Source organism: Saliniferula longa (assembly GCF_050789285.1).
Taxonomy (GTDB): domain Bacteria; phylum Pseudomonadota; class Alphaproteobacteria; order Rhodobacterales; family Rhodobacteraceae; genus CAVPWP01.
The window spans coordinates 173990-195600 of sequence record NZ_JBOUVX010000001.1; the positions used below are offsets into that span (position 1 = coordinate 173990).

A 21611-nucleotide genomic window follows, 5' to 3' on the forward strand; every position below is an offset into this window, starting at 1 on the left:
GCTGGGTTGCGTGATTCGCGGGCCCGCGCGCCGCCCGAGGGAGAAGGAAGCATGCCGTGACCATCCAGACCCGCACCGCCGAGCCCGGCTTTCGCGACAGCGTCGACCTGATGTTCAACCGCGCAGTGGCGCTGATGGATCTCAGCCCCGGCCTTGAAGAGAAGATCCGCGTCTGCAACTCGACCTATACGGTGCGTTTCGGGGTGCGCCTGCGCGGTCAGATCCACACCTTCACCGGCTATCGCTCGGTCCATTCCGAACACATGGAACCGGTCAAGGGCGGCATCCGCTATGCGCTGGCCGTCAACCAGGACGAGGTCGAGGCGCTGGCCGCGCTGATGACCTACAAGTGCGCGCTGGTCGAGGTGCCGTTCGGCGGATCCAAGGGCGGGCTCTGCATCGACCCGCGCCAGTACGAGGAGCACGAGCTTGAATTGATCACGCGGCGTTTCGCCTATGAACTTGCGAAGCGCGACCTGATCAACCCTGCCCAGAACGTTCCCGCCCCCGACATGGGTACGGGCGAGCGCGAGATGGCCTGGATCGCCGACCAGTACGCGCGGATGAACACCGCCGACATCAACGCGCGCGCCTGCGTGACCGGCAAGCCGCCGCACGCAGGCGGCATTCAGGGCCGGGTCGAGGCGACGGGGCGCGGTGTGCAATACGCGCTGCGCGAGTTCTTCCGCCACCCCGAGGACGTCGCGAAGGCCGGTCTTTCGGGCAAGCTCGACGGCAAGCGCGTGATCGTGCAGGGCCTTGGCAACGTGGGCTATCACGCCGCGAAGTTCCTCAGCGAAGAAGACGGGTGCCGCATCACCGGCATCGTCGAGCACGACGGCGCGCTTCATTCCGAGACCGGCCTCGACGTCGAGGCGGTGCGGGCCTGGATCCAGCGCCACGGGGGAGTGTCCGGCTTCGCCGACGCGACATACGTGGCCGAGGGGGCAAGCCTTCTCGAGGCCGAGTGCGACATCCTGATCCCGGCCGCGCTGGAAGGCGTGATCAACCTGGGCAACGCCGAGCGCATTCGCGCGCCGCTGATCATGGAGGCCGCGAACGGCCCCGTCACCTCGGGCGCGGACGAAGTGCTGCGCGCGAGGGGGACGGTGATCATCCCCGATCTTTACGCCAACGCAGGTGGCGTGACGGTGAGCTATTTCGAGTGGGTGAAGAACCTCAGCCACATCCGCTTCGGGCGGATGCAGCGCCGTCAGGAAGAGGCCCGCCACCAGCTTGTGGTGGATGAACTGGAGCGGCTGTCGGCCGACACCGGCATCGGCTGGACGCTGTCGCCCGGCTTCAAGGAGAAATACCTGCGCGGCGCGGACGAGCTGGAACTGGTGCGCTCGGGCCTCGACGACACGATGCGCACGGCCTACCAGTCCATGCGCGAGGTCTGGCACGGGCGCGACGACGTGCAGGACCTGCGCGTGGCGGCCTACATCGTTGCGATCGGGCGGGTGGCGAAAAGCTACAAGGCCAAGGGGCTCTGAACGGGCGGCACACGGTGGCCGCCTCCGGCGGGAGTATTTGGAAAGAGAAGACCCCCGGGCACTCTCGACTCGGGGCGGCGGCGTGCCGATATACTAGGGCATGAGTCTGCCCCCCGGTTTCCTTGACGAGCTTCGGACGCGCACCTCGCTGTCGCAGGTTGTCGGACGCAAGGTCGTCTGGGATGCGCGCAAGTCGAACCGCGGCAAGGGCGATCTCTGGGCGCCGTGCCCGTTCCACCAGGAAAAGTCCGCAAGCTTCCACGTCGACGACCGCAAGGGCTATTACTACTGCTTCGGCTGTCACGCGAAGGGCGACGCGATCTCGTTCGTGCGCGAGACCGAGAACCTGGGATTCATGGAAGCGGTCGAGGTGCTGGCCCGCGAGGCCGGCATGCCGATGCCCGCGCGCGATCCGAAGGCGCAGGAGAAGTCGGACCGTCGCGCCGACCTGGCCGAGGTGATGGAGCAGGCCGTGCGCCATTACCGTCTGCAACTGCGGACCGCCGCCGCGGCCGAAGCGCGCGACTACCTTGCCCGACGCAGCCTGTCCGAGGCCGCCCTCGACCGCTGGGAGATCGGCTTTGCCCCGCCGGGCTGGCAGGGGCTGTGGGAGCATCTGCGCGGCAAGGGCGTGGCGGCCGACCTGATCCTTGGCGCGGGACTCGCGCGATCGTCGGACCGTGGCAAGGAGCCCTACGACACCTTCCGCAACCGCATCATGTTCCCGATCCGCGACGCCCGCGGCCGCGCCATCGCCTTCGGCGGCCGCGCGATGGATCCGGCCGACACTGCGAAATACCTGAACTCGCCCGAGACCGAGCTCTTCGACAAGGGCCGGAGCCTGTTCAACCACGGCCCGGCGCGCGAGGCGGCGGGCAAGGGCCAGCCGCTGATCGTCGCGGAAGGCTACATGGACGTGATCGCCCTGACCGAGGCGGGGTTCACGGCCACCGTCGCGCCGCTTGGCACCGCCGTCACCGAAGATCAACTGCGCCTTCTGTGGCGCATCGACCCCGAGCCGGTGGTGGCGCTTGACGGCGACCGGGCGGGCCTCAACGCCGCGCTGCGCCTGATCGACCTTGCGCTGCCGATGCTCGAGGCCGGGCAATCGCTGCGCTTCGCGATCCTTCCCGATGGACAGGACCCCGACGACCTGATCCGCGCGGGCGGGGCGGCGGCGATGCAGCGCTGCCTCGACGCGGCGGTGCCGATGGTGACGCTGCTCTGGCGGCGCGAGACGGAAGGTAAGGTCTTCGACAGCCCCGAACGGCGCGCGGGGCTGGACAAGTCGCTGCGCGAGGCGATCCGTCGGATCAAGGACCCGTCGGTCCGCTCGCACTACGGGGCCGAGGTCAACCGCTTGCGGCAAGACCTGTTCGCGCCCCAGCGCGTCCCCCGGTTCAAGGGGCCGCGCGGTTTCGGCCGCGACGCCCCGCGCACGCCCACGCCTGCGGCCAAGGCCTCGGCCCTGGCGACGGCGGATGCGTCCTGGGAGGATCAGCTGCGCGAAGCGGTGATCCTTGCCATGCTCGTCACGCATCCTGGCCTGATCCCCGACTTCGTCGACGAGCTCGAGCGGATGGAGCCGCTGACCCAGGACCATGCGCGGGTGCTTTCGGCGCTTCTGTCCTCGCCCGAGCCCACGCGCGACGAAATCGATCGCCTCGCCGGGGCGGACGCTCTTGAAAAGCTCTTTACCCTGCGCCATGTGCAAATCTCGCCGGGGGTGCGCAACGCGGACGACAGCGCCCTGGCGATGGCGTGTGTCCGCGAAGAGCTGGCCAAGCTGGCCGCCCGCCGCGGCGCCGAGCGTGAGATCGAGGAAGCGGCGCACGACCTTCAGGCCCTGGCCGACGAAGGCGTGACATGGAGGTTGAGCCAGGCCGCCGAGGCGCGTAACAGCGCGGGCCGGATCACGGCCGGGGAGGAAACGGATTTCGAACGTGCACCCAACGGTCTTCGCCTGAGCAAGGAGGACCGCGACCGCGCCAAGGCGGTCTTCGGGCAGATCGATTTCGGGCGCGGAGGCCGCAAACGACCGTAGCAGCCGGGCCGCAGACCCGGTAGGCGATGTGCCGACGGGTTGCGAATCGGTGAGTCGCCCTAAATGATTCGCGTCAGGCGAATCGCCAGATGATCAGGAGTGCCGCATGGCCGCTAAGGACACCTCGGAAGAGCGCAAGCAGGACGATCAGGACGGCGAGATGATGCTCGACATGAGCCAGGCCGCCGTCAAGAAGATGATCGCCGATGCCCGCGAACGCGGCTACATCACATACGATCAGCTCAATCAGGTCCTGCCGCCCGAACAGGTGTCGTCGGAACAGATCGAGGACGTGATGTCGATGCTCTCGGAGATGGGCATCAACGTCATCGAGGATGACGAACTCGAGGATGACGAACAGAAGGGCGCGACCGACGTGGTCGAGACCTCGACCTCGCGCGAGATCGCCGTCGCCGCGACCGAGACCGAAAAGCTTGACCGCACCGATGACCCGGTGCGGATGTACCTGCGCGAGATGGGCTCGGTCGAGCTTCTGTCGCGCGAGGGCGAGATCGCGATCGCAAAGCGCATCGAGGCCGGCCGCAACACGATGATCGCGGGCCTGTGCGAAAGCCCGCTGACCTTCCAGGCCATCACCATCTGGCGCGACGAGCTTCTGAACGAGGACATCCTGCTGCGCGACGTCATCGACCTCGAGACGACCTTTGGTCGCTCGGTCGGCGAGGATGGCGACGACGAACCGGTGGTCGACGACATCGAGGTCTCGGCGAGTTCGCCGAAGAAACGCAGCGACGAGCCCGAACTTGACGCCGACGGCAACCCGATCCGGACCGACGACGAGGAAGACGACGACGACCAGGCCAGCATGTCGCTGGCCGCGATGGAATCGGCGCTGAAGCCGCGGGTGCTCGACATTCTGGAACGCATCGCGCGCGACTATTCGAAGCTGTCCGAGATGCAGGACCTGCGCATGTCGGCCACGCTGAACGAGGATGGCTCGTTCAGCGTCGGCGACGAAGAGCGCTATCAGAAGCTGCGATCGGAAATCGTCGAGCTGGTGAACGAGCTTCACCTGCACAACAACCGTATCGAAGCGTTGATCGACCAGCTTTACGGGATCAACCGCCGGATCATGGCGATCGACGGCCAGATGGTGAAGCTGGCCGATCAGGCGCGCATCAACCGCCGCGAATTCATCGACGAGTACCGCGGCTACGAGCTTGACCCCGCCTGGCTTGACCGGATGGCGCAGAAGGCCGGTCGCGGTTGGCAGGCTTTTGTCGAGCGCTCGTCCGACAAGGTCGAGGAACTGCGCGCCGAGATGGCGCAGGTCGGCCAGTATGTCGGCGTCGACATCGGCGAATTCCGCCGCATCGTGTCGCAGGTCCAGAAGGGCGAGAAGGAAGCCCGGCAGGCCAAGAAGGAAATGGTCGAGGCCAACCTCCGCCTCGTCATCTCGATCGCCAAGAAATACACCAACCGCGGTCTGCAATTCCTTGATCTCATTCAGGAAGGCAACATCGGCCTGATGAAGGCCGTCGACAAGTTCGAGTATCGCCGCGGCTACAAGTTCTCGACCTACGCGACCTGGTGGATCCGGCAGGCGATCACCCGCTCGATCGCCGATCAGGCGCGCACGATCCGCATCCCCGTGCACATGATCGAGACGATCAACAAGCTGGTGCGCACCGGCCGCCAGATGCTGCACGAGATCGGTCGCGAACCTACGCCCGAGGAACTGGCCGAAAAGCTTCAGATGCCACTCGAGAAGGTGCGCAAGGTGATGAAGATCGCCAAGGAGCCGATCAGCCTCGAGACGCCCATCGGCGACGAGGAAGACAGCCAGCTTGGCGATTTCATCGAGGACAAGAACGCCGTCCTGCCGCTTGACAGCGCCATTCAGGAAAACCTGAAGGAGACGACGACCCGCGTTCTGGCCTCGCTCACCCCGCGCGAGGAACGCGTGCTGCGCATGCGCTTCGGTATCGGAATGAACACCGACCACACGCTGGAAGAGGTGGGCCAGCAGTTCAGCGTGACCCGCGAACGCATCCGCCAGATCGAGGCGAAGGCGCTGCGCAAGCTCAAGCACCCCAGCCGGAGCCGAAAGCTGCGGAGCTTCCTCGATCAGTAGGGGGATGGTCTCGGACGACGATTTTCTTCGGTCGTCCGCGCAGTTCGCGGCAATCGGCGACGACCACGTGAGGGCGGTCTAGCTGCGGTTGCCGGGTGATTCCGACCGTGTGACCGGGGCGGACCTGCGTCCCGCTTCGCACGGCTAGATCGACCACGACCTTTGCGCATACTCGGGCAACAAGTTGTATTGCCCCGCAGTCCTGAACCAGCGCGTAGTGTTGTTCTGACTTCGCGGGCCGGCACTTCGCGCCCGAGTGGTTTCGCAACAACGAATTCTCCAGGCGTTCCTGGCGGCCGCCGAAACGAACGCGGGCGACATCACGCTGCGTGTGGCGAAGCTGGACGAGGCGACGCGCGTGATCCGGTTCTTCTTCCCGAGGTCGTGACGAACCCGGTTTCGCGCCACCCTTTCCCCCGACGCCCCCGCCCGCTAGTCTTTCGCCGAACACTCCAGCAACAGGGAGCGCGCGCCCATGTCCCTTTTCTCGCGTCTGTTCGGCGGCGGCGGCTCGTCCGGCCCCACGGCCGACGCCATCGACCACAAGGGTTTCGCCATCACCCCCACGCCGATCCGAGAAGGTTCGCAGTACCGCATCAGCGCGCGGATCACCAAGGAGGTGGGCGGCGTGACGAAGACCCATACCCTGATCCGGGCCGACATGCTGGGCGATCCGGACGGCGCGGCCGAGGCGTCGGTCGCCAAGGCCAAGATGCTGATCGACGAGCAGGGCGAACGTCTGTTCGACTGACCCGCGCGAAGGAGGCCCCATGGCACACCCCGCACTTACCGCCGACTCGGTGGCCGTCGTCACGGGCGGCGCCTCGGGCATCGGTCTTGCCGCCGCCCGACGCTTTGCCGGCCTCGGCATGACGGTCGTCATCGCGGACACGCGTGACAGCCTGTTCGCCAAGGCCGCTGCCGACCTGCGTGCCGCCGGTGCGCGCGAGGTCGTGACCGCCGAGGTCGACGTGGCCGACCGCGCCGCGCTGGAATGGCTGGAAAAGGATGTGGCGGCGCGGTTCGGCGGCACCGACATCCTGATGAACAACGCGGGCATCCAGCCCGGATCGGCGATGTTCGGCGACGACACGGTCTGGCATCGCGTCCTTGACGTGAACTTCTGGGGGGTTGCCAACGGCAGCCGTGTCTTCGCCCGGCGCATGATCGAACGCGGCCGCCCCGGCGCCATCGTCAACACCGGCTCGAAGCAGGGGATCACCACGCCGCCGGGCGACCCGGCCTACAACGTGTCGAAAGTCGCCGTGAAGGCCTTTACCGAGGCGCTTGCACACGAGTTGCGCAACACCGAAGGCGCGCACCTGACCGCCCATCTTCTGATCCCGGGCTTCGTTTTCACCGACCTCACGCGGGGCGGGCGCACGGAAAAGCCGGCGGGCGCCTGGACGCCGGAAGAGACGGCCGATTTCCTTCTCGCCAGCCTCAATCGTGGCGACTTCTACATCCTTTGCCCCGACAACGACGTGCCCCGCGCGCTTGACGAAAAGCGCATGTCCTGGGCCATCGGCGACATCATCGAGAACCGTCCCGCGCTGTCGCGCTGGCACCCCGATTTCGCCGCGAAGTTTGCGGCGTTCGTTGCCGGGGACTGACTTGCGCCAGGGGCCCGGACCGAAGTTCGGGGGCGGGCTGCCGTGATGCGTCCCGCCTTCACCCTGACCGTCGTGACCAGCCGCGACGGCTTCATCGCCCGTGCGCCTGACGACACGCCGGCGTCCTGGGCCAGCCCGGAAGAGCAGGCGCTGTTTCTGGCCGATGTCGGCGCCGCCGACTGGGCCGTCATGGGCCGCCACACGCATGAGGGCGCAGACCGTCCCGACCGGCGGCGGATCGTCTTCTCTGCCGCCGCCGGGGCAGGCCATTGGCGGCGTCCCACCCAGCTTTGGATCGATCCTGCGGGGCTGAGCCCTGCGGAACTTCCCGGCCTTGTCGCGTCGGTCCATCCGCTTCGGCAGGGTCTGATTCTCGGTGGGACGCAGGTTCATGACTGGTTTCTCGACCACGGCGCGATCGACAGGGTTCACCTTTCGGTCGAGCCGCTTGAGTTCGGCGCAGGGCTTGCGCTGTTCTCGCGCTTTCCCGGCCCGCCCGAGGCGGCGCTTGCCAAGGCCGGTTTCGTGAAGCGGTCCGAGCGACGTCTGAACGACCGCCCAACCCTTTACTCGGTGTGGACCCCGCGGCGCGGCTAGGTCTTGCTTGGCGCGGCGGGCGCCGCCCCTTTCGCCCTGCGCCGCCACCACGCCACCCCGAGCCACAGCATCGCGCCAAGGATCGCGGGGGCGATCAGGGCATGCTCGACCCTTTCGAGATCACCGAAAAGCCGTTCGACCGCGTGGCCCAACAGGTAGCCAAGGCCCACCCAGAGCACCGCCCAGACGACGGCCGAGATGGCCGCGCACAGGGCGAAGGGCAGGGGGCGCATTCCCAGCGTTGCCAGCGACATCGCGCCGGCCGTCTTCATGCCCGGCAGGAAGCGGAACGTCAGCGCGAAGACGACAAGGTTCTTCGACAGCCGCCCGACCACCTGCGCCACGCCCTTGTGCTCGAGCGCGCGTCGGACAGGACCGCTGTCGCGATAGGTTCGGCCCATCCAGTAAAGGAAAAGGTCCGAGAGGTACCCGCCGGCGGCCGCCGCGATCATGGTTTCAAGAACCGGCGTGTGTCCCTGGTGGGCCATGATTCCCCCGGTCATGGCGACGGCTTCGCCCTCGATCGCGGTGCCTGCGAACACGGCGAGCGTTCCATAGCTTTGAACGAAGGAGTCGAGCCAACCCGTCATGGTGCCCTTTCAGTGGCGCTTGGGCCGGGTGAACCATCGTCGCGGCCCGGTCTTGCGTCAAGGCCCGCCAGATCCCGGCCGATGGGCGCCGGCACGGCGGACGGGACCACATGGCATCTTGAATTCCCCGAGTGGAGCCGGGATGCTTGCCGCAACCGGCGGGGTCTGCCCTGCCAGAACGAACGGAGAAGCCGATGTTCCGCCATCTTGCCGCCGCCGCCTCTGCCCTTGTCGTCGTATCCGCCTGCGTCCCGTCCGATCCGTCGGGACGGCAGACATTCGTCACGCGCGAGTCGGCGGTGGTGCTTTTCTCCAGCGTCGACGATCCCTTCGAAGTCAGGTTCAAGGCGGGCTTGGGCGCTCCTGACTACTGGTGCGCGGCGGGGCGTTTCGCCGACCAGCAGAACCTGTCGGGCTCGACCCGGATCTACCGCCTGACGCCCAATCCGCGCCCGCAGGGGTCGGGAATAGTCTTTACCTTCGTGCCACCGGCGCCGGGGATGGCGCAGCCGACCGGCCTGATGCGGATCAGCTCCAACACAGACAGCCTGTCGGCGTTCCAGGCGCGCGACCAGTGCAACGTCGTGCGCCTTCGCACAGAGCGGTTCTGAACGGGCGGCAGCCACAATCCGCAAGGGTGGGGATGCAGGATATCCTCGGTTTCGGGCGCAACATCGGGTGGGTCCAAATCCCCCCTACCCAACGCATAGGCGACCCCCTATAGTGCCTGTGGATAAGAGGCAGAGACCACCGAGGGAGAGTCCATGCGCTGCCCGTTTTGCGGAAATATCGACACCCAGGTGAAGGATTCGCGGCCCGCCGAGGATCACGTCGCCATTCGGCGCCGGCGCTTCTGCCCGGCCTGCGGGGGCCGCTTCACCACCTACGAGCGGGTGCAGCTTCGCGATCTGGTGGTCATCAAGTCCTCCGGCCGGCGTGAGGAATTCGACCGCGACAAGCTGGAGCGTTCGGTGCGGATCGCACTGCAAAAGCGCCCGATCGAACCCGAGCGCATCGACCAGATGGTGTCGGGGATCGTGCGCCGGCTGGAAAGCATGGGCGAGACCGACATTCCCTCGAAGACGATCGGCGAGATCGTGATGGAGACGCTGGCCCGGATCGACACGGTGGCCTACGTCCGGTTCGCCAGTGTCTACAAGAACTTCCAGGCGGCCGGCGACTTCGACAGGTTCGTCAGCGAACTGAGGCCGCCGTCCCAGACCGAAGAGTGACCGCCCAAGAGGACCGGCGCTTCATGGCGCTGGCGCTGGCGCTGGGCCGGCGGGGGCAGGGCACGACCTGGCCGAACCCGTCGGTGGGCTGCGTGATCGTCCGTGACGGCCGGATCGTGGGACGCGGCTGGACCCGGCCCGGCGGTCGGCCCCACGCCGAATCCGTGGCCTTGGACCAGGCGGGCGCCGCCGCGCGGGGTGCCACCGCCTATGTCAGCCTCGAGCCCTGCGCGCACCACGGCAAGACCCCGCCCTGCGCCGAGGCGCTGGTCACGGCGGGGATCGCGCGCGTGGTCACGGCGATGACCGACCCCGATCCCCGCGTGTCGGGGGCAGGCCACCGCATTCTCGAGGCGGCGGGGGTGGCCGTCACGACCGCCGTGCGTGAGGACGAAGCCCGGCGCGACCATGCCGGGTTCGTGCTGAGCCGGACCCAGGGACGCCCCTTCCTGACGCTGAAGCTGGCCCTCACGCTGGACGGGCGGATCGCGACGGCAAGCGGCGAAAGCCGCTGGATCACCGGCCCCGGGGCGCGGCGGCGGGTTCACGCGATGCGGGCATGCCACGATGCAGTCCTGATCGGCGGCGGAACGGCGCGGGCTGACGACCCCGCCCTGACGGTGCGCGGCCTTGGCCCCCTGCCTCAGCCGGTTCGGATCGTGGCGTCCGCCGGTCTGGACCTGCCCACCGACAGCCGCCTGCTGCGCGGCCTTGGCGAGGCACCGCTATGGGTTGTCGTTGACGACGACCGCGTGAGTGCCTCGACAGGCTCGGTCTGGACCGATCAAGGCGTCCGTCTGCTGCCGGTGGCGGCCGGTCCGGACGGCCGTCTCGCCCCGCGCGCAATGATGGCCGCGCTGGCCGAGGCTGGCCTGACGCGCGTCTTGTGCGAAGGTGGCGGGGCGCTTGCGGCCTCGCTTCTTGGCGCCGATCTGGTGGATGAACTGGTGGTCTTTTCGGCCGGGCTTGCCATCGGCGCCGAAGGGCGTCCGGGCCTTGGCGATCTGGGCCTTGGGCGGCTGGCCGATGCCCGGCGCTTTCGGCTGCGCAGCACAGAAGCCGTCGACGGCGACGTGCTGCATCGCTGGTCGCGCGACTAGCGCCAAAACCCCCGGCTTGCCGCCAGCCCCTGAAGTCTGGACACGAGCCCAAGCCATCGGCCCCGTTGCGGCCCCTCGTCACGGGCCAGACGCTCGATCGCGACCTCGACGGGGCAGGGCAGCCCGGTCACGGGATCGACATAGCGCGGGTAGTCGATCAGCACGGCATGGGCCAGCCCCGGGAGGTCCGGCCCCGCGCGGCGCCAGGGCGGGGTTGACGCAAGGTCGCGCGTCAGACCCCAGCCGGCATAGAAGGGCGTACCGAGGCAGGTCACCGGCAGGTCGCGCAGCAGCGCCTCGAACCCCAAGGTCGAGGTCATGGTCCAGACCTCGTCGGCGGCGGCCAGCGCCGCGGCGGCGCCGACGCCGGACAGGACGGCATCGGCCAGTGCCAATGCGCTGGCGTCGACGGCGCCCCGCCGCAGGCCGGCCTCGACATCGGGATGGGGCTTCCACAGAATCACGGCGCTTGGGTTCGCGGCGCGGACGGCGGCCAGAAGCGCGGCGTTCGTCGCGACCGCGCCGCAGCCCGTCACGATCGAGGCGTCGTCCTCGACCTGGCCCGGTACAAGGATGCGGTGGCCCTGGGGCAGGTCCGGCAAGTCCGGTGCGCCGGTCGTATACTTTGTCAGGCCAAGGTCGGTCAGCTGCGCGATCACCCGCGCCGCACGGGCGCGCGCCGCCGGGGGCAGGGTCACCGAGGCCGCGATCAGCCGGTCAAGGCGGCTTTCCCGGCCGGGGTCGTAGTAGATGCCAGGATCGTCGCGCACCAGCGACAGGGGCGGGACAAGCGCCGCGCCCAGTCCGCGCGAACGCAGGATACCGTCCTCGATCCGGACGACCGCGCCCGCGCCCTGGCCGGACTGTGCGCTGCCCCAAAGCATCAGGGGGCGCTTCAGCCGTTCGGCCTCGCGTCGCGCCGCCTCGGGCGGGTCGCGGAAGCGCAGCGCCTCGTGGCGTCCGAAGAAGCGCTGCAGGTGCGCGCGCTTCCACAGCCGCATGCCGCTTGCGACATAGCCCAGGTGATCCTCGCGCCAGACGCGGGCCTGCGCCTCAAGCGCCTCGATCACCTCTTCGGGGCCGCACAGGCGGTCGCGGTAGGGGTCGTACCATGTCGGGTAAAGGATCATCGCGGCAGCAAACAGCTGGGTGGCCGACAGCTGGCGCTGGCGGCGGGCCAGGGGCCGGTCGTCCTGCGTCAGCCCCCATCCGGCATAGAAGGGCTGGCCGAAGACGCGCGGACGGTGCCCGGCAAGGATCGCCTCGAACCCAAGGCCCGAGGACAGGGTGTAGATGGCGGTCGCGCCTTCGAAGAGGCGCCAGGGGCTGAGCGGGGCGGAAAGCAGGCTGACACGTGCGTCTTCGTCCCCCGGGCCGAAATGGCCGGGGCGAAGGCCCTGGGCCGTTTCGGGGTGTGTCTTGATCAGGATGCGCGCGTCCGGGTGATCGGCGCGGGCGGCCGTCAGCATCGCGCGAAGCGCCTCGCCCCCGCCGCTGGTCGCGACCGCGGCGTCGTCGCGGGTCTGGTCGATCACCAGCACATATCCGGGCGGGGGCGGGGCGAGCGCGGGATCGACGGCGGCAAACTTCGTCAGGTGCGCGGCGCGCAGCCGCGCGATCGCGGCGTTCGCCCGGTCAAGCAGCGCGGGGTCGTCCAGCGGGTGCGTGGCAAGCAGGGTCTCGAGGTCGCTGGGCGTCGCCGGGTCATAGTGCACGCCGGACGTGTCCAGCAGAAGGCCCAGCGTCGGCTCGCCCGCCCGGCCCGGGAATAGCGAGCGCAGGAACGCATCCTCGACCGAAAGAACGCCCGCGCCCGTCGCCCGCGCCACGGCCTGCCCCCGGGCCGCCACCGGACGGCGGCCCCAGACGCCCACCCAGTCGTCCGGCCCGGGCGCCCCGATCCGGATGTCCCATCTGGCAAGATCGAGGATCCGACGCACGCGGCCCCCGGTCAGGAAGCCGCCACTATAGACGTAAAGGGCGCGCCGGCCGCCCGCGGGATCGGCCGCCCCGCCCAAGGCGGTTACTGCGCGAGTTGGCTGTACGAGGCCGCCACGTTCAGCGGTGCGGTGAAGGCCCCCAGAACCTTGGCGAACTGCGCATAGGGCGCCTCGGTCACGAAGACCGTGTCCTCGTCGCGGATCGCGAAGTCGCGCGCAAGGAACATACCCGTGGGCGAGGTGAGGTTCAGAACATAGACCATGCGCTGCTGGCCTTGCAGATCCGACCGCCCCAGAACGGCGTTCGCGATCGCGGGGTCTTCGTTGCGGAAGACGAAGATCCCGGTCGGATCGGCCAGTGCCGGGCTAAGCCCGCCGACCCGCGCGATCGCCTCGATGGCCGAAATCGATTGGGTGTCGAACTGCACGCGGTTCTGCGCGCCGGTGGCACCCAGCGCGGTGAAGGCGCGCTGATCGACATCGACCAGAATGCGGTCGCCGCCGCGCAGAGCGATATCGAGGCGGGGGTTCTGGTACAGATCCTGAAGCCAGACCTTGCCGATCTGGTCGCCGCGCGTGACGGTGACTTCGGCGATCTCGGGCGGGATCGTGACGCCGCCTGCGCGTGCCAGCATGGCGCTGAGCGTGCGCGTCGGCCGCTCGATCGGGTAGACGCCCTGGGCCCCGATGCCGCCGATCAGCGAAACGGTCGAGCCATCTCCGGCCAGGCGACGGACAAGAACCTGCGGGTCGGGCGTCTGCTCCTGCAGCCGTTCGGTGATCAGCTGACGGATTTCCTCGGGCGTGTTGCCCGCGGCGCGGATGCGTCCGGCATAGGGCACGAAGATGAAGCCCTCGCCGTCGACCTGCACCTCTTCCAGCGCGGTCGCATTGGCGCCCTGCGGCGACAGAAGGCCGTCGTCCACGTTCTCCCAGATCGTCAGCCCAAGCGTGTCGCCGGGCCGGATCGTGTCCGACCCTACGACGCCAGCGGTCAGGAAAGCCTGCGAAAACCCAAGCGCCGGCACGACCGAGGTCGCGGCCGCCACGCGGTCGTTCACCTCGACGATGTAGGCGTCGCCCTGGTTCTGGACCGACCCCTCGAAAATCTCGGTTTTGGTGGGACCCGTACGTGGAAGCGCGCAGCCGCCCGTCGCGAGACACGCCAACAAAAGGATGCCCATGCGGGCACCGCCTGCGGTGGAGAGTTTCACTGCCTGGTCTCCTCGACCTGTGAGCCTGCCTCAGCTTTTTCAGGCAAACTACCGGAATTGCGGCGAATCCGCCAGTCCGCCGGTCAGGGAAGCGCGCGCAGATGTTGCCCTTGCGCCGCACCCGCGCCAAGGGCCGCCTCGTAGGGCGAGGCCTCGGCAAGCATCAGGTCCACGATCCGGCGCAGCACCTCGCGCCGCCCGCGCGCCGAATAGAAGCCGCCCCGTATCTGGCTGGTCTTGAGAAGGAAGCGACGATAGCCGCGATAGGCTGCAAGGTCCGACGGCACCGGGTCGGCGAAGAACGCGGGCAGCGGATGGTCCGACACGAAGCCGGGCTTGCCATAGACCGCCGTTCCGAAGGCCTTGACCGGAAGCCCGCGCCAAAGCGCCTGCTGCGCCGCCGTGGAATTCACGGTGACGACGCTGCGCGCGCTGTCGAGCATCGGCGCCAGCTTTCCACCGATCAGGAAGTGCACGCGGTCGGCGACGCCCAGCGCGGCCGCGCGGCGGGCGATTGCGGCCGCCAGTGCCGCGCGCCCGTCTTCGAGCGGGTGCGCCTTGAAGACAAGGTGATGATGCCCGGGCGCGCCGCGTGCGAAGCCGTGCAGCACCACATCGAGGAAGTCGGTCATCGAGCGGAAGGGCGAGAACGCCCGAAAGCTTGAATCATGCTCAAGCTGAAGCAGCACAAGGTGGTAGGGATAGCCGCCGTTGCGCAGCCTGCGCGACGAGACCGCGCGTTGCAGGTGGTGCACCGGCATCAGCGCAAGCCGCCTCAGGTAGAGACCGAACTCCTGCCCGACCGTCGCCCCGCGATGTGAGAGAAAGCCGGGGTATCGCCGCCCGCCAAGCGCGACGGCGGCATGATAGATCGCGCCATAAAGCACGTGTTCGCGCATGTCGCCCCAAAGCGCAGGGGCTTCGGGCATGTCGATCGCCTCGGCGACGAGCGACGCCAGCATATCGTCCAAGTCCAGCGCCATGAGGGGCGAGTGGCCGTTGGTGCCGTCGCGTTCGTAGGTCACCCAATAGGGGCGCAGGTAGCCTTCCTCGAACAGGTGCGTGCGCAGCCCGCGGGCGCGCGCCACTTCAAGGGCTGTGGCGTGAAGGGGCCGTGGCTCGCCGTAAAGGACGATGTCGGTGATGCCCCGGGCGTCAAGGCAGGCCGCAAGCCAGTCCGGCCAGTCCGTCAGGCCGCCGCGATAGGGAAGATACCGCGCCCGGTCGCGCCAGAACAGGCTGTCGCCGCCGTTGAAGCCGACGCGCCAGACCTCGGCCCCGGCGGCTGTCAGCATCGCGGCCAGACGCGTGAAGAAGGGGCCGTGAGGACCCTGCAGCATCAGGAAACGTCGCGTTTTCGCCATCTGCGTTCCGCCACCACCCGGACGTGCCGGTCCTATCGTGCTTTGGCACGCAAGTCATTATGGATTGCGGGTCGTTCGCGGGCGGTACGCGGCAAGGCTTGCTCTTGCGCCACAGGCCGACTAGGTGACGGGTCAACCCCGAGCGCACCCGTCGAAGGCCAGCCCCATGTTCACCGGAATCGTCACCGACATCGGCGAAGTCGTCGAACGCGAAGACCGCGGCGACACCCGCCTGCGCATCGCCACGTCCTATGACGTGGCCGGCATCGACATCGGCGCGTCGATTTCCTGCTCGGGCGTCTGCCTGACCGTCATCGCCAAGGGCGCCGCCCCGCGCGGCTGGTTCGATGTCGAGTTCTCGGCCGAGACCGCGTCGAAGACGACGGCGGGCGACTGGCGCCCTAGCACGCGGCTAAACCTCGAGCGGGCGCTGCGGGTGGGCGACGAACTGGGCGGGCACATCGTGTCGGGCCATGTCGACGGCGTGGCCGAGGTGCTGAGCGCCCAGCCGGAAGGCGACAGCATGCGCTTCCGCTTCCGTGCGCCGCACAGGCTGGCCCGGTTCATCGCGCCCAAGGGATCGGTCGCGCTTGACGGCACGTCGCTGACCGTGAACGAGGTCGAGGGCGACGACTTCGGCGTCAACATCATCCCGCACACCCGGCAGGTCACGACCTGGGGGCAGATCCGTGCGGGCGACCGCGTCAACCTCGAGATCGACACCTTGGCCAGGTATGTCGCGCGTCTGGCCGAGGCCGCCGCATGACCATGATCGGCCACAACAACGGCCCCACGATGGAGCGCGGCCGCGCCTGGCGCCGTCATGCCTGGACCCGGGCCCGGGCAGAGCTTCTGCCGACCTTGCCGCTGGAAGTGGTGCGGATGCGCGTGCGCCGCGCGCGCGAGCTTGGACTCGATTACCGGGCCTATGCCTCGATCCGCGCGGCCTCGGGCCATGATGTCGTGGCGCTTCTGTTTTCGTCGAACGCCTTGCGGGTTGGACCGCGCAACGTGACGGTGCCCGCCGATCGCGCCGAGCGCCTCGGGGCGCTGGCGTCCTGCGGCCGGCTGGCGATCCTGCACGCCCCGACCAGCCCCGAAGCCTTCGCCTTTGCCAACCCGATGTTCGACGCGGCCGGCGCGGCCCCCCGCTTTACCGACGGCTGGGCGGCGATGCGCGCCGCCCTGCGACAGCTGACCGCCGACCGTGGCCTGCCCGGCGACCGGGTCGTCCTGATCGGCGAGACCGCATTCGAGCGGGAATGGACGCAGGCCGGCAAGCTTGCCGGGTATATCCCCGCCGACCGCTATTTCGGAGCCTCCGCATGACCTTCAAGACCCCTGACCCGAGCGAGGAGAACTGGCGCGACGCGATCTCCTCGATCGACGAGATCATCGAGGATGCGCGCAACGGGCGCATGTTCATCCTTGTCGACCATGAAGACCGCGAGAACGAGGGCGATCTCATCATCCCCGCCCAGATGGCCACGCCCGAGGCGATCAACTTCATGGCCATCCATGGCCGCGGTCTGATCTGTCTTGCGCTGACAAGTGCGCGTGTCGATGCGTTGGGCCTGCCGCTTATGGCCTCGCAGAACTCGTCGCGGCACGAAACGGCCTTCACCGTCTCGATCGAGGCGCGCGAAGGCATCTCGACCGGCATTTCCGCGCATGACCGTGCGCGCACCGTTTCGGTGGCGATCGATGCCTCGAAGACCGGCGCCGATATCGCCACGCCGGGCCATGTCTTCCCGCTTCGGGCCCGCGACGGCGGGGTGCTCGTTCGCGCCGGCCACACCGAGGCGGCGGTCGATGTGTCCCGGCTTGCCGGGCTGAACCCCGCGGGCGTCATCTGCGAGGTGATGAACGAGGACGGCACGATGAGCCGCCTGCCGGAACTGGTGGCCTTTTCCCAGCGGCATGGGCTGAAGATCGGCACGATTTCCGACCTGATCGCCTATCGCCGCCGCCACGACAACCTGGTCCGCGTATCGTCGGAAACCACCGTCACGTCGGAATTCGGCGGCGAGTGGACGCTGCGCATCTTCACAGACCAGACCCAGGGCGCCGAGCATATCGCCCTGATCAAGGGCGACATTTCGGGCGATGCGCCGGTGCTGGTGCGGATGCATGCGCTTGACCCCATGCTCGACGTGGTCGGCCTTGGCCCGCGCGGGCGTCGCGACGAGTTTGGCGATGCCATGACCCTGATCGCCGCCGAGGGCCGCGGGGCGCTGGTCCTTCTGCGTGACACGACGATGAAGCTGGTCTCGGACGGCGACGTGTCGCCCCAGACCCTGCGCCAGTACGGGCTTGGCGCGCAGATCCTGTCGTCGCTCGGGATTTCGAAGCTGGTCCTTCTGACCAATTCGCCCAAGCCGAAGGTCGTGGGCCTTGACGCCTACGGCCTCGAGATCGTGGGCACCCGCAAGATTTCGGAGATCGGATGATGGCCGGACAGTCGCACTATGTCCTTGAAACCCCGTCGTTCGACGACCCCGTCAGCGTCGCGATCGTGGTCGCACCCTATTACAAGGACATCGCCGACGGCCTGATCGCCGGCGCTGTGGCCGAGCTTGCGAAGGCCGGCGCCACCCACGAGATCATCGAAGTGCCCGGCGCGCTCGAGGTCGCCCCGGCGATCGGCATCGCCGCCCGCATGGGCGAGTTCGACGGCTTCGTGGCGCTGGGCTGCGTGATCCGGGGCGAGACCACGCATTACGACACGGTCTGCAACGACTCAAGCCGGGGCCTTCAGCTTCTGGGGCTGCAGGGCCTGTGCATCGGCAACGCTATTCTGACGGTCGAGACCCACGCCCAGGCCGCCGTCCGCGCCGACCCGGCGGGCCAGAACAAGGGCGGCGGCGCGGCGGCGGCGGCGCTTCACCTGATCGCGCTGACCCGGCGGATGAAGCGCACCGGCAAGGGCGTGGGCTTCCTCGCCGCCAAGGACGCCAAGGCATGACCAGCGTGCGCCAGATGAAATCCGCGGCCCGGCTCTATGCCGTGCAGGCGCTTTTCCAGATGGAGGTGTCGGGCCAGACCGTCGAGGCGGTGACGCGCGAGTTCGAGGATCATCGCTTCGGGGCGACCTACGAGGAAGGCGAGATGGTCGAGGGCGACGTCGATCACTTCCGTAGGGTCGTGGACGACGCGGTGAACCATCAGGCGAAGATCGACCAGATGACCGACCGCGCGCTGGCCGTGGCCTGGCCCATCAACCGGATCGACCCAACCCTGCGGGCGATCTTCCGGGCGGCCGGGGCAGAGCTGGCCGAAGGTGACGCTCCGCCGAAGGTGGTGATCAACGAATACGTCGATCTTGCCAAGGCCTTCTTCCCCGACGGGCGCGAGCCGAAGTTCGTCAACGCGGTGATCGACCACATGGCCCGCGAGGCGCGGCCCGACGCCTTTTGACGGGTCATCTTTCGCGGCAGGTCTTCAGTCGCCGTCGCGGAACGCGAGTTCGGCGGTGATTGGCAGATGGTCCGAGGCACGCAGCGCCTCGCCGCTCGACACGACGTCCGAGCGCACCACCTGCAACCCCCCGGTCAGCGCGATCCGGTCAAGCGGCGCCACCGGACGCGCGGCGTGATAGGTCCTGCCGGGCGAAATCACCCGATATCCCTGAAGCGGACCGAAGCCATCGGTTTCGGACCACTCGTTGAAATCCCCCATGATCATCGTCGGCATTCGCGGCCCGTCGGCCACGGCGGCGGCGATGGCTTCAAGCTGCATCTGGCGATAGCGGCGCAGAAGGCCGAGGTGGGTCGCCACGACCCGCAGCGTCGCGTCCCCCCGCGCCAGTTCGGCCAGAATCGCCCCGCGGGGTTCAAGACCCGGCAGGTCGATGCCGCGCAGCCGCGTGACGCGGAAGCCGCCCCGGATCAGAAGGGCATTGCCATGAAACCCGATCGAGGGCGTCGAGGGATCGACATCCAGCGCCTCCATCCCCAGTCGCCTCGCGGTGTCGGCCGGCAGCGCGCTGGGGCGCGGGGGAAGGCGGCGGTCGGCCTCCTGCAAGGCGACGATGTCGGCCTGAAGCCCCGCGATCACCCCCAGCGTGCGGTCGGGATCGCGCCGTCGGTCAAGCCCGATGCACTTGCGGATGTTGTACGATGCGACGCGAAAGACGGTCATGGCCGTGATATGGCGCGCATTCGCCGCAGGCGCAAATCCGCCGTTTGGGCGGGGTGCCCTTTTCCCGTCGCCGCGGCGTGCTATCTTTCATGCAGGAATCGCCATACGAGGTGCGCCATGCCCCCTCTTGTCCGTCTCTACATCCGCCAGACGCTGGTCGGTTTCGCCCTTGCGGCCGTCTTCGTGGGGCTCTTGTTCTGGTTCAACGTCGCGAACCTCTGGCACCTGGTGAACAACTCGTCAGAGGGCTGGCTGGCGGCCTTCCTTCTGTTCATGTTCAACGGGGTCGTCTTTTCCGGCGTGCAGTTCGGCATCTCGATCATGCGCATGGCCGAAGGCGACGACGATGATCCGTTCGGCGGCAAGCGGCTGCGCGCGGCCATCGCGCCCGCAGAAGGTGCCGTGCCCCTGCCTGTGCCGGTCAAGGCGGACGCGCCGCGCGCCTGAGGCGCCAAGCGTTCGGAAAGAAGTGACGGGACCACCCGGACCGTAACGGAACGAATTCCCGAGGACCTGTTTACACAGGTGGGCGCCGGGTAACCTGACCAGGGTCAGAACAGAGCCAGCTCCCTCGGAATTGAGTAAGGCCACCGGAATTTTGCCGCAACACGAGAGGGGCAGAACCCGTCACCGCCGAGAGATAAGCCCGCGCAGGCTATACGGCAAGAGGGCGTGACGGTCGAAAGGCCGTGGGATGGCTTGATTTTTGTTCACGACTTGTTCACAGTCCCTCCATGCCCGACGATCTTGCCTGCCACGCCGCAAGGCCTGCCGACCGCCCGGCGGAACGCCCGGGCCAGACCCTTGCCCGGGGCGTTTGCCGTCACCTGCTCGGGCATGACTTCGTCACCGTCGAGGAACTGATCCCCGCGCCGGGGCTGCGGGTCGACGTCATGGCCTTGGGGCCGAAAGGCGAGATCTGGGTGATCGAATGCAAGTCCTCGCGCGCCGATTACATGTCGGACACGAAGTGGCAGGGCTACCTTGGGTTCTGCGACCGGTTCTTCTGGGCTGTGGACGAGGCCTTCCCGACCGACCTTCTACCCCAGGACACCGGCCTCATCATCGCCGACGCCTATGACGCCGAGATCCTGCGGCTTGGGCCCGAGACGAAGCTGCCGGGTGCGCGTCGGAAGTCGATGGTGCAGAAGTTCGCGCGCCACGCCGCCGTGCGCTGGCATGCGGCGCGGGATCCGGCGTTCACGGGCGTCTGGCCGGGCTAGCGGTCCTTCTTGCCGCTCATCGTGCGGGCGCGCGCGGCCGCGGCGCGGATCTCGTCTGCGATCTCCTCGGCCTCGTCGGGGTCGAAGTCGAGAGGCAGGTCGACCCCGTCGCCTTCGATATAGATCCGCACCATCCCCATCGAGGTGGGGCCGATCTGAAGGTTCGCGGCGACGTCGGATTCGGAATTGATGCCCATGTCCGCCTCGGCTGGCTGAAGATTGCCTCCCTTACCGTCCGGGCCGCGGGCGATCAAGGCCGCCCTTGATGACAGCCCGGGCCTCTGAAAGGATCGCATGATGACGTCTGCGGCCACGGACACGGCGATCTTGCGCGAGTTTCGCACCGGGGATGCCGGCTGGCTGATCGAGCAGCACGCCCTTCTCTATGCCCGCGACGAAGGCTTCGACGCCAGTTTCGGCGCGCTTGTGGCCGAGATCCTTGCGGACTTCCTGCGCAGCCACGAACCGGCGACCGAGCGCGGCTGGATCGCAGAGGCGGCGGGTCTGCGGCTTGGGTCGATCTTCTGCGTTCAGTCGGGCGAGCCCGGCGTGGCCAAGCTGCGGCTGTTCCTTCTGATCCCCGAAGCCCGTGGCAGGGGGCTGGGACAGCGCCTTCTCGACGACTGCCTTGGCTTCGCGCGGGCGGTCGGATACCGGCGCCTGAAGGTCTGGACCTACGAAAGCCATCGCGCCGCCTGCGCGCTTTACGCGCGCAACGGCTTTGCCTGCACGGCGTCCGCCCCGGTGCGATCCTTCGGGGTCGACCTTGTCGAGCAAACCTGGGAGATCGCCCTCTGAGCCCTTGCAATCGCGGGGGGGCGAGAGTAAATCGCCCGGCAGTGCCGCCTTAGCTCAGTTGGTTAGAGCGCTGGATTGTGGATCCAGAGGTCCCCCGTTCAAGCCGGGGAGGCGGTACCACTCTCCCTCCGGTAGCACCCGATTGACCCTGTCCTCGATGCCGCA

Annotated in this window: 24 protein-coding genes and 1 tRNA gene; 19 read left to right on the forward strand and 6 right to left on the reverse strand. The window is 68.1% G+C overall.

Features of this window, described 5'->3' with window-relative positions; genetic code table 11:
* The first annotated feature begins 110 nt into the window (after positions 1–110).
* The 7 genes from ACRDNQ_RS00715 to ACRDNQ_RS00745 all read left to right on the forward strand — a co-directional run bounded on the left by ACRDNQ_RS00715 (position 111) and on the right by ACRDNQ_RS00745 (position 7845).
* A complete protein-coding gene (locus tag ACRDNQ_RS00715; protein WP_431827830.1) occupies positions 111–1496 on the forward strand; it encodes a Glu/Leu/Phe/Val family dehydrogenase in 1386 nt (461 codons plus the stop codon).
* A gap of 100 nt (positions 1497–1596) precedes the next feature.
* A complete protein-coding gene (dnaG, locus tag ACRDNQ_RS00720; RefSeq protein ID WP_431826702.1) occupies positions 1597–3540 on the forward strand; it encodes a DNA primase in 1944 nt (647 codons plus the stop codon).
* Between the two features lie 106 nt (positions 3541–3646).
* Positions 3647–5635: an RNA polymerase sigma factor RpoD gene (gene rpoD, locus ACRDNQ_RS00725; protein ID WP_431826703.1), complete on the forward strand. Its 1989-nt coding sequence runs from the start codon at positions 3647–3649 to the stop codon at positions 5633–5635.
* A 256-nt stretch (positions 5636–5891) separates the two neighbouring features.
* Positions 5892–6023 (forward strand): hypothetical protein, encoded by a 132-nt coding sequence (locus ACRDNQ_RS00730; protein WP_431826704.1) that lies wholly within the window; start codon positions 5892–5894, stop codon positions 6021–6023.
* Between the two features lie 87 nt (positions 6024–6110).
* Complete coding sequence (locus ACRDNQ_RS00735; RefSeq protein ID WP_431826705.1) at positions 6111–6386, forward strand: HlyU family transcriptional regulator; 276 nt, start codon at positions 6111–6113, stop codon at positions 6384–6386.
* A gap of 19 nt (positions 6387–6405) precedes the next feature.
* The gene (locus ACRDNQ_RS00740; protein ID WP_431826706.1) at positions 6406–7248 is read left to right on the forward strand and encodes an SDR family NAD(P)-dependent oxidoreductase; all 843 of its coding nucleotides are present in this window, start codon (positions 6406–6408) and stop codon (positions 7246–7248) included.
* Positions 7249–7290: 42 nt separating this feature from the next.
* Positions 7291–7845, forward strand: a complete 555-nt coding sequence (locus ACRDNQ_RS00745) for a dihydrofolate reductase family protein (RefSeq protein ID WP_431826707.1) — start codon at positions 7291–7293, stop codon at positions 7843–7845.
* Here the strand turns inward: ACRDNQ_RS00745 and ACRDNQ_RS00750 are convergent.
* The gene (locus ACRDNQ_RS00750; protein WP_431826708.1) at positions 7842–8435 is read right to left on the reverse strand and encodes a DedA family protein; all 594 of its coding nucleotides are present in this window, start codon (positions 8433–8435) and stop codon (positions 7842–7844) included. The genes ACRDNQ_RS00745 and ACRDNQ_RS00750 overlap by 4 nt on opposite strands.
* Before the next feature lie 194 nt (positions 8436–8629).
* Here ACRDNQ_RS00750 and ACRDNQ_RS00755 point away from each other — a divergent pair, with 194 nt between their 5' ends.
* The 3 genes from ACRDNQ_RS00755 (at position 8630) to ribD (ending at position 10767) form a co-directional block, all read left to right on the forward strand.
* Positions 8630–9046, forward strand: a complete 417-nt coding sequence (locus ACRDNQ_RS00755) for a hypothetical protein (RefSeq protein ID WP_431826709.1) — start codon at positions 8630–8632, stop codon at positions 9044–9046.
* 153 nt (positions 9047–9199) lie between these two features.
* Entirely contained in the window at positions 9200–9667 is a 468-nt protein-coding gene (gene nrdR / locus ACRDNQ_RS00760) for a transcriptional regulator NrdR (protein WP_431826710.1), read from the forward strand.
* Positions 9668–9690: 23 nt separating this feature from the next.
* On the forward strand, positions 9691–10767 hold the full coding sequence (ribD, locus tag ACRDNQ_RS00765) for a bifunctional diaminohydroxyphosphoribosylaminopyrimidine deaminase/5-amino-6-(5-phosphoribosylamino)uracil reductase RibD (RefSeq protein ID WP_431827831.1): 1077 nt from the start codon (positions 9691–9693) through the stop codon (positions 10765–10767).
* On the opposite strand, the gene ACRDNQ_RS00770 is transcribed toward ribD, so the two are convergent.
* From ACRDNQ_RS00770 to ACRDNQ_RS00780, 3 genes are all read right to left on the reverse strand, one after another.
* On the reverse strand, positions 10764–12785 hold the full coding sequence (locus tag ACRDNQ_RS00770; RefSeq protein WP_431826711.1) for a capsular polysaccharide biosynthesis protein: 2022 nt from the start codon (positions 12783–12785) through the stop codon (positions 10764–10766). The two genes, ribD and ACRDNQ_RS00770, sit on opposite strands and share 4 nt — an antisense overlap.
* A gap of 5 nt (positions 12786–12790) precedes the next feature.
* On the reverse strand, positions 12791–13891 hold the full coding sequence (locus tag ACRDNQ_RS00775) for a polysaccharide biosynthesis/export family protein (protein ID WP_431827832.1): 1101 nt from the start codon (positions 13889–13891) through the stop codon (positions 12791–12793).
* Between the two features lie 113 nt (positions 13892–14004).
* On the reverse strand, positions 14005–15285 hold the full coding sequence (locus ACRDNQ_RS00780; RefSeq protein ID WP_431826712.1) for a capsule biosynthesis protein: 1281 nt from the start codon (positions 15283–15285) through the stop codon (positions 14005–14007).
* 166 nt (positions 15286–15451) lie between these two features.
* Here ACRDNQ_RS00780 and ACRDNQ_RS00785 point away from each other — a divergent pair, with 166 nt between their 5' ends.
* From ACRDNQ_RS00785 to nusB, 5 genes are read left to right on the forward strand one after another with little or no spacing between them, the layout of a single operon-like run.
* Positions 15452–16051, forward strand: coding sequence for a riboflavin synthase (locus ACRDNQ_RS00785; protein WP_431826713.1), 600 nt, complete (start codon positions 15452–15454; stop codon positions 16049–16051).
* Positions 16048–16614: a hypothetical protein gene (locus tag ACRDNQ_RS00790; protein WP_431826714.1), complete on the forward strand. Its 567-nt coding sequence runs from the start codon at positions 16048–16050 to the stop codon at positions 16612–16614. Before ACRDNQ_RS00785 ends, ACRDNQ_RS00790 begins: the two co-directional genes overlap by 4 nt.
* Positions 16611–17735, forward strand: coding sequence for a 3,4-dihydroxy-2-butanone-4-phosphate synthase (gene ribB, locus ACRDNQ_RS00795; protein WP_431826715.1), 1125 nt, complete (start codon positions 16611–16613; stop codon positions 17733–17735). The genes ACRDNQ_RS00790 and ribB overlap by 4 nt, the downstream gene beginning before the upstream one ends.
* Positions 17735–18250, forward strand: a complete 516-nt coding sequence (locus ACRDNQ_RS00800; protein WP_431826716.1) for a 6,7-dimethyl-8-ribityllumazine synthase — start codon at positions 17735–17737, stop codon at positions 18248–18250. Before ribB ends, ACRDNQ_RS00800 begins: the two co-directional genes overlap by 1 nt.
* Positions 18247–18702, forward strand: a complete 456-nt coding sequence (gene nusB, locus ACRDNQ_RS00805; RefSeq protein WP_431826717.1) for a transcription antitermination factor NusB — start codon at positions 18247–18249, stop codon at positions 18700–18702. The genes ACRDNQ_RS00800 and nusB overlap by 4 nt, the downstream gene beginning before the upstream one ends.
* A gap of 24 nt (positions 18703–18726) precedes the next feature.
* On the opposite strand, the gene ACRDNQ_RS00810 is transcribed toward nusB, so the two are convergent.
* Complete coding sequence (locus ACRDNQ_RS00810; RefSeq protein WP_431826718.1) at positions 18727–19425, reverse strand: endonuclease/exonuclease/phosphatase family protein; 699 nt, start codon at positions 19423–19425, stop codon at positions 18727–18729.
* 117 nt (positions 19426–19542) lie between these two features.
* Here ACRDNQ_RS00810 and ACRDNQ_RS00815 point away from each other — a divergent pair, with 117 nt between their 5' ends.
* Both ACRDNQ_RS00815 and ACRDNQ_RS00820 read left to right on the forward strand, forming a co-directional pair.
* On the forward strand, positions 19543–19872 hold the full coding sequence (locus ACRDNQ_RS00815; RefSeq protein WP_431826719.1) for a hypothetical protein: 330 nt from the start codon (positions 19543–19545) through the stop codon (positions 19870–19872).
* 287 nt (positions 19873–20159) lie between these two features.
* The gene (locus ACRDNQ_RS00820) at positions 20160–20648 is read left to right on the forward strand and encodes an MmcB family DNA repair protein (RefSeq protein WP_431826720.1); all 489 of its coding nucleotides are present in this window, start codon (positions 20160–20162) and stop codon (positions 20646–20648) included.
* Here the strand turns inward: ACRDNQ_RS00820 and ACRDNQ_RS00825 are convergent.
* Positions 20645–20845, reverse strand: a complete 201-nt coding sequence (locus ACRDNQ_RS00825; RefSeq protein ID WP_431826721.1) for a DUF6324 family protein — start codon at positions 20843–20845, stop codon at positions 20645–20647. The genes ACRDNQ_RS00820 and ACRDNQ_RS00825 overlap by 4 nt on opposite strands.
* A gap of 100 nt (positions 20846–20945) precedes the next feature.
* On the opposite strand from ACRDNQ_RS00825, the gene ACRDNQ_RS00830 reads away from it, so the two are divergent.
* Together ACRDNQ_RS00830 and ACRDNQ_RS00835 are read left to right on the forward strand one after the other, a co-directional pair.
* Entirely contained in the window at positions 20946–21446 is a 501-nt protein-coding gene (locus tag ACRDNQ_RS00830) for a GNAT family N-acetyltransferase (protein WP_431826722.1), read from the forward strand.
* 43 nt (positions 21447–21489) lie between these two features.
* Positions 21490–21566, forward strand: a tRNA-His gene (locus ACRDNQ_RS00835).
* Positions 21567–21611: the final 45 nt, after the last annotated feature.

What these genes read in the sequence shown, in the direction of transcription:
- ACRDNQ_RS00715 (WP_431827830.1), top strand. Translation starts at nt 111, where the DNA reads ATGTTCAACCGCGCAGTGGCGCTGATGGATCTCAGCCCCGGCCTTGAA.
- dnaG (WP_431826702.1), top strand. Translation starts at nt 1,597, where the DNA reads ATGAGTCTGCCCCCCGGTTTCCTTGACGAGCTTCGGACGCGCACCTCG.
- rpoD (WP_431826703.1), top strand. Translation starts at nt 3,647, where the DNA reads ATGGCCGCTAAGGACACCTCGGAAGAGCGCAAGCAGGACGATCAGGAC.
- ACRDNQ_RS00735 (WP_431826705.1), top strand. Translation starts at nt 6,111, where the DNA reads ATGTCCCTTTTCTCGCGTCTGTTCGGCGGCGGCGGCTCGTCCGGCCCC.
- ACRDNQ_RS00740 (WP_431826706.1), top strand. Translation starts at nt 6,406, where the DNA reads ATGGCACACCCCGCACTTACCGCCGACTCGGTGGCCGTCGTCACGGGC.
- ACRDNQ_RS00750 (WP_431826708.1), bottom strand. Translation starts at nt 8,435, where the DNA reads ATGACGGGTTGGCTCGACTCCTTCGTTCAAAGCTATGGAACGCTCGCC.
- ACRDNQ_RS00755 (WP_431826709.1), top strand. Translation starts at nt 8,630, where the DNA reads ATGTTCCGCCATCTTGCCGCCGCCGCCTCTGCCCTTGTCGTCGTATCC.
- nrdR (WP_431826710.1), top strand. Translation starts at nt 9,200, where the DNA reads ATGCGCTGCCCGTTTTGCGGAAATATCGACACCCAGGTGAAGGATTCG.
- ribD (WP_431827831.1), top strand. Translation starts at nt 9,691, where the DNA reads ATGGCGCTGGCGCTGGCGCTGGGCCGGCGGGGGCAGGGCACGACCTGG.
- ACRDNQ_RS00775 (WP_431827832.1), bottom strand. Translation starts at nt 13,891, where the DNA reads ATGGGCATCCTTTTGTTGGCGTGTCTCGCGACGGGCGGCTGCGCGCTT.
- ACRDNQ_RS00780 (WP_431826712.1), bottom strand. Translation starts at nt 15,285, where the DNA reads ATGGCGAAAACGCGACGTTTCCTGATGCTGCAGGGTCCTCACGGCCCC.
- ACRDNQ_RS00785 (WP_431826713.1), top strand. Translation starts at nt 15,452, where the DNA reads ATGTTCACCGGAATCGTCACCGACATCGGCGAAGTCGTCGAACGCGAA.
- ACRDNQ_RS00790 (WP_431826714.1), top strand. Translation starts at nt 16,048, where the DNA reads ATGACCATGATCGGCCACAACAACGGCCCCACGATGGAGCGCGGCCGC.
- ribB (WP_431826715.1), top strand. Translation starts at nt 16,611, where the DNA reads ATGACCTTCAAGACCCCTGACCCGAGCGAGGAGAACTGGCGCGACGCG.
- ACRDNQ_RS00800 (WP_431826716.1), top strand. Translation starts at nt 17,735, where the DNA reads ATGGCCGGACAGTCGCACTATGTCCTTGAAACCCCGTCGTTCGACGAC.
- nusB (WP_431826717.1), top strand. Translation starts at nt 18,247, where the DNA reads ATGACCAGCGTGCGCCAGATGAAATCCGCGGCCCGGCTCTATGCCGTG.
- ACRDNQ_RS00810 (WP_431826718.1), bottom strand. Translation starts at nt 19,425, where the DNA reads ATGACCGTCTTTCGCGTCGCATCGTACAACATCCGCAAGTGCATCGGG.
- ACRDNQ_RS00815 (WP_431826719.1), top strand. Translation starts at nt 19,543, where the DNA reads ATGCCCCCTCTTGTCCGTCTCTACATCCGCCAGACGCTGGTCGGTTTC.
- ACRDNQ_RS00820 (WP_431826720.1), top strand. Translation starts at nt 20,160, where the DNA reads ATGCCCGACGATCTTGCCTGCCACGCCGCAAGGCCTGCCGACCGCCCG.
- ACRDNQ_RS00825 (WP_431826721.1), bottom strand. Translation starts at nt 20,845, where the DNA reads ATGGGCATCAATTCCGAATCCGACGTCGCCGCGAACCTTCAGATCGGC.
- ACRDNQ_RS00830 (WP_431826722.1), top strand. Translation starts at nt 20,946, where the DNA reads ATGACGTCTGCGGCCACGGACACGGCGATCTTGCGCGAGTTTCGCACC.